This window comes from Achromobacter sp. D7-1, from assembly GCF_059760445.1.
The window spans coordinates 1-13,884 of record NZ_JCBAMT010000034.1 but is presented as its reverse complement, the minus strand read 5'-3'; the positions used below and the strand labels follow the sequence as shown (position 1 = coordinate 13,884).

Annotated in this window: 16 protein-coding genes; 11 read left to right on the top strand and 5 right to left on the bottom strand. The window is 68.7% G+C overall.

The annotated features are described in order from the left end of the window. Genes AC6LKD_RS16215 through AC6LKD_RS16200 form a run of 4 tightly spaced genes read left to right on the top strand, consistent with a single transcriptional unit; the run spans position 1 to position 3,299 of the window. Entirely contained in the window at positions 1-1,347 is a 1,347-nt protein-coding gene (locus tag AC6LKD_RS16215) for an aromatic ring-hydroxylating dioxygenase subunit alpha (RefSeq protein ID WP_492277212.1), read from the top strand. Further along, positions 1,338-1,871: an aromatic-ring-hydroxylating dioxygenase subunit beta gene (locus AC6LKD_RS16210; protein ID WP_498116787.1), complete on the top strand. Its 534-nt coding sequence runs from the start codon at positions 1,338-1,340 to the stop codon at positions 1,869-1,871. The genes AC6LKD_RS16215 and AC6LKD_RS16210 overlap by 10 nt, the downstream gene beginning before the upstream one ends. Continuing rightward, positions 1,868-2,479: a cysteine hydrolase family protein gene (locus AC6LKD_RS16205; RefSeq protein WP_013391350.1), complete on the top strand. Its 612-nt coding sequence runs from the start codon at positions 1,868-1,870 to the stop codon at positions 2,477-2,479. The genes AC6LKD_RS16210 and AC6LKD_RS16205 overlap by 4 nt, the downstream gene beginning before the upstream one ends. A gap of 13 nt (positions 2,480-2,492) precedes the next feature. Continuing rightward, positions 2,493-3,299 (top strand): SDR family oxidoreductase, encoded by an 807-nt coding sequence (locus AC6LKD_RS16200; protein ID WP_498116785.1) that lies wholly within the window; start codon positions 2,493-2,495, stop codon positions 3,297-3,299. A gap of 18 nt (positions 3,300-3,317) precedes the next feature. On the opposite strand, the gene AC6LKD_RS16195 is transcribed toward AC6LKD_RS16200, so the two are convergent. After that, positions 3,318-5,075 carry a flagellar assembly protein A gene (locus AC6LKD_RS16195; RefSeq protein ID WP_498116784.1) on the bottom strand — a complete coding sequence of 586 codons (1,758 nt, stop codon included), beginning with the start codon at positions 5,073-5,075 and terminating at the stop codon, positions 3,318-3,320. 259 nt (positions 5,076-5,334) lie between these two features. Between AC6LKD_RS16195 and AC6LKD_RS16190 the strand changes: the two genes are divergently transcribed. Beyond that, positions 5,335-6,087, top strand: a complete 753-nt coding sequence (locus AC6LKD_RS16190) for a lytic transglycosylase domain-containing protein (RefSeq protein WP_013391353.1) — start codon at positions 5,335-5,337, stop codon at positions 6,085-6,087. A 33-nt stretch (positions 6,088-6,120) separates the two neighbouring features. Here AC6LKD_RS16190 and hemL read toward each other — a convergent pair whose 3' ends face one another. From hemL to AC6LKD_RS16175, 3 genes are read right to left on the bottom strand one after another with little or no spacing between them, the layout of a single operon-like run. After that, a complete protein-coding gene (gene hemL / locus AC6LKD_RS16185) occupies positions 6,121-7,398 on the bottom strand; it encodes a glutamate-1-semialdehyde 2,1-aminomutase (protein WP_013391354.1) in 1,278 nt (425 codons plus the stop codon). 5 nt (positions 7,399-7,403) lie between these two features. Beyond that, positions 7,404-8,069: a thiamine phosphate synthase gene (thiE, locus tag AC6LKD_RS16180; RefSeq protein ID WP_013391355.1), complete on the bottom strand. Its 666-nt coding sequence runs from the start codon at positions 8,067-8,069 to the stop codon at positions 7,404-7,406. Continuing rightward, positions 8,066-8,875: a bifunctional hydroxymethylpyrimidine kinase/phosphomethylpyrimidine kinase gene (locus AC6LKD_RS16175; protein ID WP_413772865.1), complete on the bottom strand. Its 810-nt coding sequence runs from the start codon at positions 8,873-8,875 to the stop codon at positions 8,066-8,068. Before AC6LKD_RS16175 ends, thiE begins: the two co-directional genes overlap by 4 nt. A gap of 155 nt (positions 8,876-9,030) precedes the next feature. On the opposite strand from AC6LKD_RS16175, the gene AC6LKD_RS16170 reads away from it, so the two are divergent. From AC6LKD_RS16170 to AC6LKD_RS16145, 6 genes are all read left to right on the top strand, one after another. Beyond that, complete coding sequence (locus tag AC6LKD_RS16170) at positions 9,031-9,195, top strand: rubredoxin (RefSeq protein WP_003814980.1); 165 nt, start codon at positions 9,031-9,033, stop codon at positions 9,193-9,195. A gap of 152 nt (positions 9,196-9,347) precedes the next feature. Then, positions 9,348-9,935: a YqgE/AlgH family protein gene (locus tag AC6LKD_RS16165; protein ID WP_013391357.1), complete on the top strand. Its 588-nt coding sequence runs from the start codon at positions 9,348-9,350 to the stop codon at positions 9,933-9,935. Continuing rightward, positions 9,928-10,329 carry a Holliday junction resolvase RuvX gene (gene ruvX, locus AC6LKD_RS16160; RefSeq protein ID WP_013391358.1) on the top strand — a complete coding sequence of 134 codons (402 nt, stop codon included), beginning with the start codon at positions 9,928-9,930 and terminating at the stop codon, positions 10,327-10,329. The genes AC6LKD_RS16165 and ruvX overlap by 8 nt, the downstream gene beginning before the upstream one ends. A gap of 21 nt (positions 10,330-10,350) precedes the next feature. Next, positions 10,351-11,268 carry an aspartate carbamoyltransferase gene (locus tag AC6LKD_RS16155; protein ID WP_498116783.1) on the top strand — a complete coding sequence of 306 codons (918 nt, stop codon included), beginning with the start codon at positions 10,351-10,353 and terminating at the stop codon, positions 11,266-11,268. Next, positions 11,265-12,554 carry a dihydroorotase gene (locus tag AC6LKD_RS16150; RefSeq protein ID WP_498116782.1) on the top strand — a complete coding sequence of 430 codons (1,290 nt, stop codon included), beginning with the start codon at positions 11,265-11,267 and terminating at the stop codon, positions 12,552-12,554. The genes AC6LKD_RS16155 and AC6LKD_RS16150 overlap by 4 nt, the downstream gene beginning before the upstream one ends. Then, the gene (locus AC6LKD_RS16145) at positions 12,551-13,291 is read left to right on the top strand and encodes a lysophospholipid acyltransferase family protein (protein ID WP_013391361.1); all 741 of its coding nucleotides are present in this window, start codon (positions 12,551-12,553) and stop codon (positions 13,289-13,291) included. Before AC6LKD_RS16150 ends, AC6LKD_RS16145 begins: the two co-directional genes overlap by 4 nt. A gap of 413 nt (positions 13,292-13,704) precedes the next feature. Here AC6LKD_RS16145 and AC6LKD_RS16140 read toward each other — a convergent pair. Continuing rightward, the coding region (locus AC6LKD_RS16140; protein ID WP_498116780.1) for a hypothetical protein at positions 13,705-13,884 on the bottom strand (180 nt) is incomplete at its 5' end.

The window sequence follows — 13,884 nt, the reverse complement described above, 5'->3', positions numbered from 1 at the left end:
ATGTCATACACCGAAGAGCAATTGGCCGCGATGGTGCGCGGCGACAGCGTGCATCGCGGCGTTTATACCGACCCTGCCATCTTCGATCTGGAGATGCAGCGGATCTACGGCCGCGCCTGGATCTATGTGGGCCATGAAAGCCAGGTGCCGAAGACGGGCGACTATCACACCACGCGTCTGGGCGACCAGGACGTGCTGATGGTGCGCGCCACCGACGGCCGCGTGCACGTGCTGTACAACCGCTGCCCGCACAAGGGCGCCAAGGTGGTGGCCGACGGCGAAGGCTGTGTCGGCAAGTTCTTCCGCTGCCCCTACCATGCCTGGACCTTCAAGCTGGACGGCAGCCATCTGGGCGTGCCCTTGAAGCAGGGGCTGGAGGGTACTGCCTACGATCCCGCCGATCCGTCCTTTTCGATGCGCCGGGTGGCGCGGGTGGAAAGCTATCGCGGCTTTGTGTTCGCCAGCCAGGCCAAGGAAGGGCCGGCGCTGGAGGATTTCCTGGGCGGCGTGCGTTCGTCGATCGACAACCTCTGCGACCGTTCGCCGGTGGGCGAGGTGGAAGTCGCTGGCGGCATCTTCCGCGTCATGCAGCGCTCGAACTGGAAGGTGTTCTACGAGAACCTGCACGACACCATGCACGCGCGGGTCACGCACGAATCTTCCTATGCCGCGGCCCGCGACGAGGCCAAGGAAATGGGCGAGATGCCGCTGGAGCTGCACATCATGGACGGCAACGGCGAACCTTATGAGTTCTGGGAGAAACTGGAACTGCGCGCCTACGCCAACGGCCACGGCTACATGGAAGGCATTTTCAATCCGGGAGCGGCCGAGCGCGACCCGGTGTCGCGCGCGCATTTCGAAACGCTGACCGCGGCCTATGGCGAGACGCGCGCCCGCGAGATCCTGGGCATGAACCGGCACAACACGGTGATCTACGGCAGCGGCTCGCCCCACACGGTATTCCAGCAGTTCCGCGTGATCCGGCCGATCGCCGTGGACCGCACCATGATCGAGATCCAGACCTTCCGCTGCAAGGGCGCGCCGGACGGCGTGTTCAAGCGCGCCATGCTGTACGCCAACGTCATCAATTCGCCCTCGTCCAACGTCATGCCAGACGACATCGAACTCTACAACCGCTGCCAGGAAGGCAACGCCACGCGCGGCGGCGAATGGGTCAGCATGCACCGCTACCACGGCAGCGACCGCAGCGACGCCGACGGCATGGTGTCGGTCAACGGCACCAGCGAACTGCCCATGCGCAACCAGTTCGACGCCTGGAAGACCTATATGGAAGCCGGTCCCGCCGCTACCGAAGCCGCCGCCACCGGAGACCGCTCATGCTGCTAGACCTGGATTTCGACGTGAGCACCGAGGGACTGTCGCCGGCCGAGGTACCGGCCGACGCCTACCATCGCATCGCGCAGTTCCTGTACCGCGAGGCGCGCCTGCTGGACGAGCGCCGCTACGATGATTGGCAGGCGCTGTGGACGCCGGACGGCATGTACTGGATGCCGCGCGTGCCGGGCCAGCAAAGCCCTTACGACCATATCTCGCTGTTCTGGGAAGACCGCATGTTGCGCGACGTGCGCATCCGCCGGCTGGAGCATCCGCGCAACTGGTCGCAGCAGCCACCCACGCGCAGCGCGCGGCTGGTGGGCGCGATGGAGATCGAGGGGGTAGATGCCGCCGGCAACCTGGTGGTGCACTCCACCTTCCAGATGACGGAATGGCGCAAGCGCCAGCCGCGCCAACTGGCGGGCCGCTACACCCACAAGCTGGCCGCCGAGGGCGACAGCTGGCGCATCCGCATGAAGCGGGTGGACCTGGTCAATTGCGACGACGTGCACGACGTGTTCGAGGTGTTCGTGTGACGGCGGCCGACGCCGCGGTGCTGGCGCTGCACTTCCAGAATGATGTGCTGCACCCCGAGGGCAAGATCCGTGTCGGCCTGGACGCGGACAGCGGGGCGCGCCAGCGTCTGCTGGACAACGCCGCGGCGCTGCTGGCCGGGGCGCGGGCCCATGATCTGCCCATCGTGCACGTGCGCATCGCGTTCCGTCCGGATTACGCCGACCTGATGGCCAACTGCCCCATCTTCCGCAACGTGGCCGCCATCGGCGCGGTGCCGGAAGGGCAGTGGGGCAGCGCCTTCTATGAAGGCCTGCAGCCACTGGCCGGGAGCGCGCGCGAGTTCGTGGTGAAGCACACCCGCATCAGCGCCTTCTATGGCACGCCGCTGGAAGAGACGCTGCGGCTATTGGGCGCGCGCCGGCTGGTGGTGGCGGGAGTCGCCACGCATTCGGTGGTGGAAGGCACGGTGCGGCACGCCGCCGACATTGGATTCGAGGTCATGGTGGCGCAGGACGCCTGTGCTTCCGCCGACCCGGCGGTGCATGACGCGTCGCTGGCCAGCATGCGCCTGATTGCGCAAACCGGGCCGGTGGCGGAAGCTGTGCGCTGGGCCGCCGCGCCGCATTGATCGAGGATTCATCATGGATTTCACAGGCTTTCCCGGACTGGCCGGCAAGACCGCCATCGTCACCGGCAGCACCCAGGGGCTGGGCGCGGACATCGCGCGCGGGCTGGCCGCGGCCGGCGCCAACGTGGTGCTGGTCGGGCGCAATGCCGAGGCCGGGCACGCACTTGAAAAGGAACTGGACGGCCGCGCGCTGTACTGCGAAACCGACATCGGGCAGGACAGCCAGATACAGCGCTGCATCGACGCGGCGGTGACGCGCTTCGGGCGGCTGGACATCCTGGTCAACAACGCTTGCCAGTACGCGGACCGGGGCCTGGCTTCGTCGCGCGAGGAATGGCACAGCACGCTGGACACCAACCTGGTGTCGGCCGCCATCTTCACGCAGTTGGCCGCGCCCTTGCTGCGGCGCGGCGGCGTGGTGGTGAACATGGGCAGCACGGGCGGCAAGTTCGGCGCGGCCGGACGCGCGCTTTATCCGGCGTCCAAGGCGGCGCTGCTGCAGATCACCAAGAACTTCGCGGTGGAACTGGCGCCGGCTGGCGTGCGGGTGCTGGCGGTGTCGCCTGCCTGGACCTGGTCGCCGTCGGTGGAACAGTTGTCGGGCGGTTCGCGCCCGGCCGCGGACGCGGTGGGCGCGCATTTCCATCCGCTGGGGAGGGTCGGGTCGGGCGAGGAGATCGCCGCGGCCGTGTGCTTTGCCTGCTCCGACGCGGCGTCGTGGATGACGGGCGTGGATATACCCGTGGACGGCGGTTTTTCCATCCTGGGGCCGGACCGCGGCATTTCGCCGCGTGTCTGGTTCAAGGAGCTCGCGCCCTGAGGGCGCCAGCGGGCGGGGTCAGCGGATGACGATCTGCCCTTCTTCCACGGCGGCCTTGCCGCCGATCTGGTCTTCCAGGAATTCCTGCACCTTGTTGCCCACCTGAATCGTCACGCCGCTGCAGAAGCGGCGCGCGGCCTGGATGGTGGCGCTGGCCAGGGGCTGCAGATCCAGCACCAGCTGGGCTTCCTCCGCGTCCAGCGCCAGCAGGTCCTGGCTGAGCTTGACGTGGGTATTGCGGGCTCGGTCGGCCACGTCGCCCGGGGCGCGCTGGGGATTGGCCTTCAGGAACATCAGCAGTTGTTCCAGCTTGGATTTTTCCTCGTGCATCTTCTGGCGCTTGCGCGCCAGCGCCGCGCGCTTGATGTCCGCGTGCGGGTCCAGGCCGGCCTGCACCAGCGTCGGAATGCCCGAGGGTGAGCCTATGGTGCCGGCGCGCACCGCCTGCATGGCGCGGGTCTGGCCGCCGGTGATGGCGCTTTGCTGGGTGTTGGGAGGGCCGACATTGACGCCGCCGCCGGCCGCGATGCTGCTCTGGCGGACCTCGCGTTCGACGTCCACATCCTTGCCCGCGCTGATGACGGCGTTCTCGATGAACTTGGCGCGCAGCGCGCCGCCACAGACGACGCGGGCGGTGCGCGCGGCGGCGGCGGCGTCCTGCAGGGCTTCGGCCAGGCCGATGATGCCGCCCTTGACCGTCACGTTGCCGCCGGCCTCGACCAACGCGGCCTCCATGGTGCCGTTGACGACTACGTCGCCCGTCACGTGGACTTCCATGGTGGCGGCGATGTCGCCGCGCACCAGCAGCGAGCCTTCGAAATGGATGTTGCCGGTGCTGAGGTTGACGGCGTCCACCTCGACCATGGGGTTGACCTGCACGCCGTGGCTGACCAGGGTGGGCGTGCCGGCGATGGCGGCGCGCAGCAGCAGCGGATCTTCGGGATCGACGACGGCGCCGGCCAGGTCGCTGGCGAACGGCGTGTCGGGCAGTTCGTCCGGCAGGATCGGTTCGCCCAGCACGGTGGCGCCGTCCACGCCGGGCAGGGGCGGCGTGCGCCGCATCAGGGGCATGCCGGGCGTTACCAGCAACAGGCTGCCCAGGTCGCGGTAGTCCACCTGGGCCAGTTCGTCGATGTCCTGGCCGCGGGGCTTGAGGCGGTCCAGCAGGCTTTCGAAGCGGGTCGGCGTGCCGCGGGTGGGCGGCGTGCCGCGGGCGATCTGCGTGGTTTCGCGGCGGCCTTGTGTAACGGCGTCGATCAGTTCCTGTTCCAGGATGCCGTGGACGATGCCGCGCTCGGCCAGTACCTGGCGCACGGCTTCCAGGGTGACAGGCTTGCCGCCCTTGGGCGGGAGCAGGGTCAGCAGGGCGGACATGCGCGCGGCGTCCAGCTCCAGCTCGAGCGAGCCGTCGATGACCTGGCCTACCGGAGCCTGCACGGTTTCCGTGGCGTGGCGGCACAGGTCGATGAAGGTCAGGACGGCCTGGCTGTCGAGCGCTTCGGCGCCCCAGCCTTGAGCGACTGCTGCGGCCGCCAGGGTGTCCCAGCTGGGCAGGTCGGCATTGGCGTGGGGACGCGGCTCGGCGTCATCGTCGGCGACAGCGACGCTGGCCTCGGCATCGAGGGCGGCTGCGCCGTCGGTCTCGGCCGCGGTGGCTGGCGAGGCGGGCGCAATGGCGGAATCTGCGGCATCGGGACGCGCGGGCGGCGTGTAGGCCGCCGTCAGGACGTTGGTCGTGGCGTCCAGCGTCAGCAGGAGCGTGTTTTCTGCGTCCATCTTGCCTCTCCAGCCTGACTTTTCCGTCAGGTGAAATTATTTGGTAATCATAGGAAATATTAAGTCATATTCTAGCCCAAGGGCATCAGGCTACTGGAAAGTAGGTGAGGCAAATTCCGCCGCATGCCCTAGTTCTGGCCCTGTTTGCCTTGGTTTTCTCCTGGGATGGCGACCGTCCGGCCAGGACTAGGACGTCGGTACTAGCGACAAAATGGCGTTGCCGCCGCAGCATAGGAACTCGATTACGGAGCCCGATCCCATGCACCGCCATCCCCGTCCCGTCCTGCCGGCCCTGCGCGCCCTTCTGGCGCGCGCCGGCAGCATGGCGGCGCTGGCGGCCGTCGTAGGGGGCGTGCTGGCGCTGGCGCCCGCCAGTCCCGCCCAGGCGGCCGACATCTATCGCTACAAGGATCCTTACGGCGTCTGGCGGTCGATGAAGGTACCCACGGGCTACGCTAAGTATTACAAGCGGGCGCAGGCCAGGACTGTCTGGCGCGGCAACAGCGTGAAGGTCTGTCTGGAATGCGAGCCCAAGTCCGGCGACGGCGCGCGCCTGGTGACGCTGTCCTCTGCCACCCGCGCGCAGCGTTGGGGCGACCTCAAGGTGCCGCAGGCGCACGACGGGCTGATTGCGCGCGCGGCCCGCGAGTCTGGCGTGGATCAGGCGTTGATAACAGCAGTGATTGCGATCGAATCGGGGTTTCGCAGCGATGCGCGCTCGCCCAAGGGGGCGCTGGGCCTGATGCAGCTGATGCCGGCCACGGCGGCGCCGCTGTTGTCGGTGACGGACGTGGAGACGGCGCTGGTGGATCCGGCCACCAATGTGAACGCGGGTTCGCGCCATCTGCGCCGGCTGATCGACCAGTACCCAGGCCGGCTGGATCTGGCGCTGGCGGCCTATAACGCGGGGGAAGGGGCGGTACGCAAGTACGACGCCGTGCCGCCCTATGCGGAAACCCAGGCATACGTCCGGGATGTGACGGCCTTGTACGAGCATTACAAGGCCCCGTGAGGGGAGCGGCCGCGGGCCGGCTCCCCGGCGTCGCTACATCGACGCGAAGACCTTTTCGGCGATATCCAGCGTGGACTTGATCACCGCGTCGTCGTGCGTGGCCGAAACGAAGCCCGCTTCGAAGGCGGACGGCGCGAAGTGCACGCCGTGGTCCAGCATGGCGTGGAAGAAGCGATTGAACGCCGCCGTGTCGCAGGCCGAGACCTCGGCGAACGAGGTCGGCACCTGGTCGCTGAAGTAGATGCCGAACATGCCGCCCACCGAATCGGCCGAGAAGGCCAGGCCGGCGGCGCGGGCGCGTTCCTGCAGGCCTTGGGCCAGCTTGGCGGTCTGGGTCGACAGCTTGTCGTAGAAGCCGGGAGCGCCGATCAGGCGCATCGTGGCCAGGCCCGCGGCCACGGCCACCGGGTTGCCCGACAGCGTGCCCGCCTGGTAGACGCCGCCCAGCGGCGCGATGTTCTTCATGATTTCGGCGCTGCCGCCAAAGGCGCCCACCGGCATGCCGCCGCCGATCACCTTGGCCAGCGTGGTGATGTCGGGCTGGACCCCGGTCAGGCCCTGCACGCCTTGCGGACCGACGCGGAAACCCGTCATCACTTCGTCGAAGATCAGCAACGCGCCGTGCTGCGTGCAGACTTCGCGCAGGCCTTCCAGGAAGCCCGGGGCCGGCTTGATCAGGTTCATGTTGCCGGCGACCGGCTCGACGATGATGCAGGCGATGTCGGCGCCGTGCTGGGCGAAGGCTTCGCGCACGGCGTCCAGGTTGTTGTATTCCAGGGTCAGCGTGTGCGAGACGAATTCCGGCGGCACGCCGGCCGAGCTGGGGTTGCCGAAGGTCAGCAGGCCCGAGCCGGCCTTGACCAGCAGGCTGTCCGAATGGCCGTGGTAGCAGCCTTCGAACTTCACGATCTTGGCGCGCCCGGTGGCGCCGCGGGCCAGGCGGATGGCCGTCATGGTCGCTTCCGTGCCCGAGCTGACCAGGCGCACCTGTTCCAGCGAGGGCAGGCGCGAGATCAGCACTTCGGCCAGTTCGATTTCCGCTTCGGTCGGGGCGCCGAAGGACAGGCCGTTGACGGCCGCTTCCTGCACCGCGCGCACCACTTCGGGATGCGAATGGCCGAGAATGGCGGGGCCCCAGGAGCCGACGTAATCGATGTACTGCTTGTCTTCCGCGTCCCACACGTACGGACCTTGCGCGCGCTTGATGAAGCGCGGCGTGCCGCCCACGGAGCGGAAGGCGCGCACGGGCGAATTGACGCCGCCGGGGATGCTGCGGCAGGCGCGTTCGAAAAGCTGAGCGTTACTGGACATGGCGTTCAAGGCTTGCGGTTGGGGTTGACGGAGTAGGGCGCGGAGCATGCGGCCGCGGCGGCCCGGATGCTGGGCGCCTCGAAAAGCGCGGTGATGACGGCGATGGCGTCGGCGCCGGCCTGCGCCACCAGCGGCGCGTTGTCGGGCGTGATGCCGCCGATGGCGACGACCGCGGGCCGGGGGGCATCGCAGTTGTCTGTGAGGCGGCGGGCTTCGGTCAGGACCGAGAGCGGCGCGCGCACGGTGTCGGGCTTGACGCTGGAGGCGTACATGGCGCCGAAGGCGATATAGTCCGCGCCCGCGGCCAGCAGTTCCTGCGCGCGGCCCAGGTCGTCGTAGCTGGAACCGCCCAGGATCAGGTCGGGGCCGGCCTCGGCGCGGATGCGCGCCAGGCTTTCGTCCTCGCGGCCGACGTGCGCGCCATCGGCGCCCACCTCCAGCGCCAGGCGCCAGTCGTCATTGATCAGGAACAGCACGCCGAGTTCGCGGCATAGCGGCGCCAACGCGCGGGCCTGCGCGGCGCGCACGGCGTCGGGCACGTTCTTGCGGCGCAACTGTAGCGAGCGCATGCCGCCGTCGGCGGCCTGGCGCACCGCCAGCAGCAGGCGGTCGGTGTCGTCCCATTCGGGGGTGACGCCGTACAGGCCGGTGGGGAAACGCAGCGCTTTCATTGGGCGGGAATCCGGTTGGGGATGCGCCGGCCCATGCCCGGCAGGAAGCTGGCGGCGACCGCGGTATCGGCATGCGCCAGGCCTTGGCGCACGGCTTCCGGCATTTCCAGGCCGCGCGCCAGCATGGCGGCGATGGCGGTGGCGGCCACGCCGCCGGCGTCGCCGTTGCGGTCCGGGGGCGCCTGCCAGGGCAGGGTGGCGGTTTGGCCGTTGGGGCCGAGCAGCATGTTGGCGTAGTGCCCGGGCCGCTGCGGGCTGCCCAGGACCAGCACCCATTCCGCGCCCGCCGCGACCAGGGCGTGCATCGGCGTCGGTGCGTCCCCGATATCGATGTCGCCATCGGCGTGCCATTGCGCCAGGCGCAGGTGTTCGATGACCAGCAGGTCGGTCTGCGGCAGCACCAGTTCGAGGGTGGCGGCCAGCAGGTCGTCGGCTTCGTCCTCGTCGGCGGCGTCGGCCGGCGGCTGGGCGCGCTGGCCCAGATGCAGGACCAGCGGCACCTGGCTGTAGTCGGCGGCGACCTGCGCCGCGACGCTGGCAGTTTCCGCGGTGTATAGTCCGCCCACCTTGATGGCCTGTACGGACATGTCCTCGAGCAGGCAGCGCGCCTGGTCGTCCAGCAGGTCGGGTGTAACGGGATGGATTTCTTCGATGCCGGCGGTGTCCCGCACGGTCAGCGCGGTTACGGCCGCCAGACCATGGCAGCCCAGGCCGGCGCAGGTGACGGCGTCTGCCGGCAAACCGTCGGAACCCGAGGGGTCGAGCGGACCGAAGACCAAAACGAGAGGGGGAGTAACGGGGGCCACGTGGACAGCGCTAGAGTAGGGGGCGCCCGGACTCATTTGCGGTGAATCAGGGGAACCCCTATTGGGTTTCGGTAAGATTGTCCCCATTCTAATGGAAGCCCCTCACCTTTGCCCTGACGCCGGGCAAGGGCCTGGAATTGATGTAAGAGAGAACTATGCGTACTTGGATGTGTTTGATTTGCGGCTGGGTCTACGATGAAGAGGCCGGCCTGCCCGACGAAGGCATTGCCCCCGGCACCCGCTGGGAAGACGTGCCGCCGAACTGGGTCTGTCCCGAATGCGGCGCCCGCAAAGAGGACTTCGAACTGATGGAAATCTGAGGCCGTAGCGCCGACTTATTCCGCCAAGGCTCGTAAGATGGGACTACGCCCCATCCTTCGCAACCGTGGGACGGACTGCCGCCAGGCATGATGCTTGCGGGGCAAGCGTGGCCTCCCCACGGTTCTTTCAGATTACCCATGTAGGGGTTGCCATGACGGAAAAACACCACGAAGACGCCACGACAGAGGCGGCCAACTTCGCCAACCAGTTCCTGATCGCCATGCCGGGCATGGTCGAGGGCAGCTTGGCGGGCTCGGTCATTTATGTCTGCGAGCACACCGAACGTGGCGCGCTGGGCCTGGTCATCAACCGGCCCACCGACCTGACGCTGGGCACCCTGTTCGAGCGCATCGACCTGACGCTCGAGATCGGTCCGGTGAAGGACACCCTGGTCTTCTTTGGCGGTCCGGTGCAGACCGACCGCGGTTTCGTGCTGCACGCGCCGGCTGGCGATTACAGCTCCAGCATCAAGCTGGGCGACATGGCGCTGACCACCTCGCGCGATGTGCTGCAGGCCGTGGCCGACGGCAAGGGCCCGGCCCGCATGCTGGTCACGCTGGGCTACGCCGGCTGGGGCGCGGGCCAGCTCGAAAGCGAGATGGCGCAGAATGCCTGGCTCAGCGTGGGCGCCGACGACAGCATCATCTTCGACGTCCCCCCCGAGGAACGCTATCCGGCCGCGCTGAAGCTGTTGGGCATCGACCCGGTGATGCTGGCGGGCGATGCCGGCCATGCCTGAAGAGACCCTGCTGGCCTTCGATTTCGGCGAGAAGAAGATCGGCATCGCCATCGGCAATACGCTGACACGCCAGGCGCGTCCGCTGGAAATCATCTTCAGCGAAGTCCGCGAGGCGCGCTTCGGCCGCATCGCGGCGCTGTTGCAAGAGTGGCAGCCCCATCGCGTCGTGGTGGGGTTGGCGCTGGACGCCGAGGGCGGCGAACAGCCGGCCACGGCGCGCTGCCGCCGTTTCGCCAATCAACTGCACGGCCGCTTCGGCCTGGCCGTCGAACTGGTCGACGAACGCGGCTCCAGCATGGAGGCGCAGCGCCTGCTGGGCACCCATGCCGCCGACGACGCGATGGCGGCGGCCGTCATCCTGCAACGATACCTGGACACCCTGCCTGCGTCCTGAGGCGCGCGGTCCGGCCTGCCTATGCTCAATCCGCAACTCGATCGCCGCGGCGAACTGATACACCTGCTGACCACCGAAGGGCTGCCCCGCCGGCATGTCGAGCGGCTGCTGGACGCTGCGCGCGGCTTGGCGGCGGGCGCGGCGCCCGCCTGCCGGTCGTCCGCCGTGCCGGTGTTTTTGTGCCTGCCCGATGAGGCCGCACAGGACCGCGATGCCTTTGCCGCCGCCGCGCAGTGCCTGTCGCTGTCGGCGGTGACGCTGGAACCGCAGGCCGGCGACGCGCTGGCCGAAACCGTTGCCCGGCTGGCCCCCGGCCTGCTGGTGTTGCGTCATGGCGCCAGCGGTGCGGCGCATTGCGCGGCCGCGCACGCGGCGCCGGGCCTGCGTATCCTCAACGCGGGCGACGGCTGCCACGCCGACCCCTTGCCGGCGCTGGCGCTGGTGCAGGCCATGCTCGACGCCCGGCAGGATTTGACCAACCTGGCCGTGACGCTGGTGGGCGATATCCGCCATTCGCGCGTGGCGCGTTCCATCATCCACGCCATGACCACGCTGGGCGTGCCAGAAGTCCGCGCCGCGGCGCCGCGCACCCTGTTGCCCGACGGCCTGCCGCAGCTCGGCGTGCGCGCCTGCGCCTCGCTGCGGGAAGGCTTGCAGGACGCGGATGTCGTCATCGTGCTGCCCTTGCGCGTGGAAGGGATCAGCGGCGCGCTGCTGCCGTCGGCCCGCGAATACGCGCATGCCTACGGCTTGACGCCGGATGCGCTGGCCGCCGCCCGCTCCGATGCGCTGCTGCTGCCCGCCGGCGCGCTGACGCCGGGCATCGAAACCGACGGCGACGTGTCGGCCAGCTTGACGCCCATCGAGGCGCAGCTGGCGGATATCGAACGGCATTTGCGCCTGGCCGCCCTGGACCTGCTGACCGGAGACGCGCCATGAGGCTGCATATCGCCAACGGCCGGCTGATCGATCCCGCCAACGCGGTGGACGGGCAGCACGACCTCTACGTTGCTGACGGCCACGTCGTCGCCGTGGGCCGCGAGCCCGACGGCTTTCACGCGGATCGGGTGCTGAACGCAAGCGGGCTGGCGCTGCTGCCGGGCCTGATCGATCTGTCCGCACGGGTGTCGCAGCCCGGCGCGGCGGCGTTCGCGCCTTCCGAGCTGCGCGCGGCCCTGGCCGGTGGCGTCACCCGGCTGGTGCTGCCGCCGGACCCTGCTGCGCCGCTGGATGAACCCGGCAAGGCCGAGGCGCTGATGCGCCATGCCGAGCCGGGGCAATGCCGGATCCATCCGCTGGGCGCGATGACGGTGGGACTGGCCGGCGAAACGCTGGCGGAGATGGGCTTGCTGGCCCAAGCGGGCTGCCTGGCCTATGCGCAGGGCGAGCAGGGCATCGCCGACACGCGCGTACTCTGGGGCGCGATGCGCTACGCCAGCGGCATGGGCCACGCCCTGTGGCTGCGGCCCCAAGACCCCTGGCTGGCGCGAGGCGCGGTTGTCGCCAGCGGCGCCTATGCCGAACGTCTCGGCCTGGAAGGGCTGCCGGCGCAGGCCGAAACCGTGGCGCTGCACACCATTTTCGAACTGCAGCGCGCCACCGGGGCGCGCGTGCACCTGACGCGGCTGTCCACGGCTGCCGGGCTGGAACTGTTGCGCGCCGCCAGGCGCGAGGGCCTGTCGGTCACGGCCGACGTGTCCGCCCACAGCCTGCATCTGACCGACGTGGACATCGGCTTCTTCAATACGGACTTCCGCCTGAACCCGCCGCTGCGCGGCCAGCGCGACCGCGACGCGATCCAGGCGGCGCTGGCGGACGGCACGGTCGACGCGCTGTGCTCCGATCACACCCTGGCCGATGATGCCGTCAAAACCGTGCCGTTCCCGGCGGCCGCGCCCGGCGCCACGGGGCTGGAACTGCTGCTGTCCCTGGCCTTGAAGTGGTCGCGCGATTGCCGCCGGCCGCTGGCCGACGCGCTGGCGCGTGTCACTTGCGGCCCCGCCGCGGTGCTGGGCAAGATTTCACCGCAGGCCGCATTGGCCGGCCAGTTGGGCGTGGGAGCGCCAGCAGACCTCTGCCTGGCAGACCTGGACGCCGAATGGCTGGTGATGCCAGGCGCCCTGCAAAGCCGCAGCGGCCACACCCCGTTCGCGGGTATGATGCTGCCCGGCCGTGTACGCGCCACCGTGGTAGGTGGCAGCCTGGCCTGGGAGACTCCAGTTTGAAGCTGCTGCGCTTTGTCCTTAGGCTGTTCCTCGTGGTGCCCTGGATTCTCTTTGGCCTGTTGTGCGTGGGCCTGGTGTATCCCTTGATCGGTCCCAAGTCGCGCGCCTGGCTGAACCGCCGCTGGTCGCGCTGCCTGATGGCCTTCTGTGGCCTGCGGGTCGTCCTCAAGGGCGAGCCGCGCCTGACCGGTCCGGTGCTGCTGGTGGCCAACCACGTCTCCTGGATCGACATCTTCGTGCTGAACTCGGCGCGCGCCACGTCCTTCGTCGCCAAGAGCGAGATCCGCAGCTGGCCGGTCATCGGCTGGCTGGTGGCCGGCGCCGGCACTCTGTTCATCGAACGCGGCCAGCGCCACGCGGTGCACGCGATGGGCGAATCCATGCAGGCCCGCTTCAAGCAAGGCGATGCGGTGGGACTGTTCCCGGAAGGTACGACGACTGAAGGTTTCGAGCTGCTGCCTTTCCACGCCAGCCTGTTCGAACCGGCGCGTTCGGCTGCCATCGAGATCCAGCCCGTGGCCTTGCGATTCCTGCAGCATGGCAAGCGCAGCGGCTATGCGGCGTTCGTGGGGGAGGAGTCCTTGGTGGCGAATCTCTGGCGGGTGCTGGGTGTGACGGGGTTGGCCGTCGAAGTGGTGTTCCTGCCGCCACTGGCGGCGCGGCATCCGGATGGGAGTCTGCCTACGCGGCTGGAGTTGTCTCATCAGGCGCGGGATGCGATTTTGAGTGTGCTGTAGCTGCTGTTGTAGCTATATCGCTAAAGCGCTTCGTAGGTCGTCCGTCGTCGCGGGCGGCGTGGCGGCGAGCGCCCACGATTGCGGTCCGGAGCGTTCGCTCCGGACTTCCCCTTCCTCATCCTCGTTGCCGCCTGCGGCGGCTGCCTTCGGATTCCGTCGGGCGCATCGAGGTTGCTCGCCGCCACGCCGCCCGCGACGACGGACTACGTGCGTCTTGGCTTGTTGCGCCGCTAGAGCGGTGGTTGGTGGCGTGTCTTGCGGGGCCCGCCCCAGGCCGGCCGCGCGGGCGGCCTTTTGGGGCTTACGCGGTGTCTTGCGTCGTGTGTTGACGCTGCGCGCGGGTGGTGAGTGCAACTGGTGGTTGGTGAATTTGGGTACGTAGGGCGCCGAAGCGCATCGGTCGGCCAACATCGTCATTTCAACGCCGGTGCCGGATGGGGGGCGCGCGTGACGGTCAGCATACGCAAGCAGATCGCCATCGCGCGCCACCCATCACCGCCCATCCCCATGAGCTGGCGATCATTAGCTAACGGCTCACTGCATTCGCGCAAGCGAACACAGTAGAAATTCGAGAAATCACGTATGTCATGTTT

Bases quoted from the DNA above. Each gene is read 5' to 3' on its own strand.
- AC6LKD_RS16215 (WP_492277212.1), top strand. From the start codon at position 1: ATGTCATACACCGAAGAGCAATTGGCCGCGATGGTGCGCGGCGACAGC.
- AC6LKD_RS16210 (WP_498116787.1), top strand. From the start codon at position 1,338: ATGCTGCTAGACCTGGATTTCGACGTGAGCACCGAGGGACTGTCGCCG.
- AC6LKD_RS16200 (WP_498116785.1), top strand. From the start codon at position 2,493: ATGGATTTCACAGGCTTTCCCGGACTGGCCGGCAAGACCGCCATCGTC.
- AC6LKD_RS16195 (WP_498116784.1), bottom strand. From the start codon at position 5,075: ATGGACGCAGAAAACACGCTCCTGCTGACGCTGGACGCCACGACCAAC.
- AC6LKD_RS16190 (WP_013391353.1), top strand. From the start codon at position 5,335: ATGCACCGCCATCCCCGTCCCGTCCTGCCGGCCCTGCGCGCCCTTCTG.
- hemL (WP_013391354.1), bottom strand. From the start codon at position 7,398: ATGTCCAGTAACGCTCAGCTTTTCGAACGCGCCTGCCGCAGCATCCCC.
- thiE (WP_013391355.1), bottom strand. From the start codon at position 8,069: ATGAAAGCGCTGCGTTTCCCCACCGGCCTGTACGGCGTCACCCCCGAA.
- AC6LKD_RS16170 (WP_003814980.1), top strand. From the start codon at position 9,031: ATGCGTACTTGGATGTGTTTGATTTGCGGCTGGGTCTACGATGAAGAG.
- AC6LKD_RS16165 (WP_013391357.1), top strand. From the start codon at position 9,348: ATGACGGAAAAACACCACGAAGACGCCACGACAGAGGCGGCCAACTTC.
- ruvX (WP_013391358.1), top strand. From the start codon at position 9,928: ATGCCTGAAGAGACCCTGCTGGCCTTCGATTTCGGCGAGAAGAAGATC.
- AC6LKD_RS16155 (WP_498116783.1), top strand. From the start codon at position 10,351: ATGCTCAATCCGCAACTCGATCGCCGCGGCGAACTGATACACCTGCTG.
- AC6LKD_RS16150 (WP_498116782.1), top strand. From the start codon at position 11,265: ATGAGGCTGCATATCGCCAACGGCCGGCTGATCGATCCCGCCAACGCG.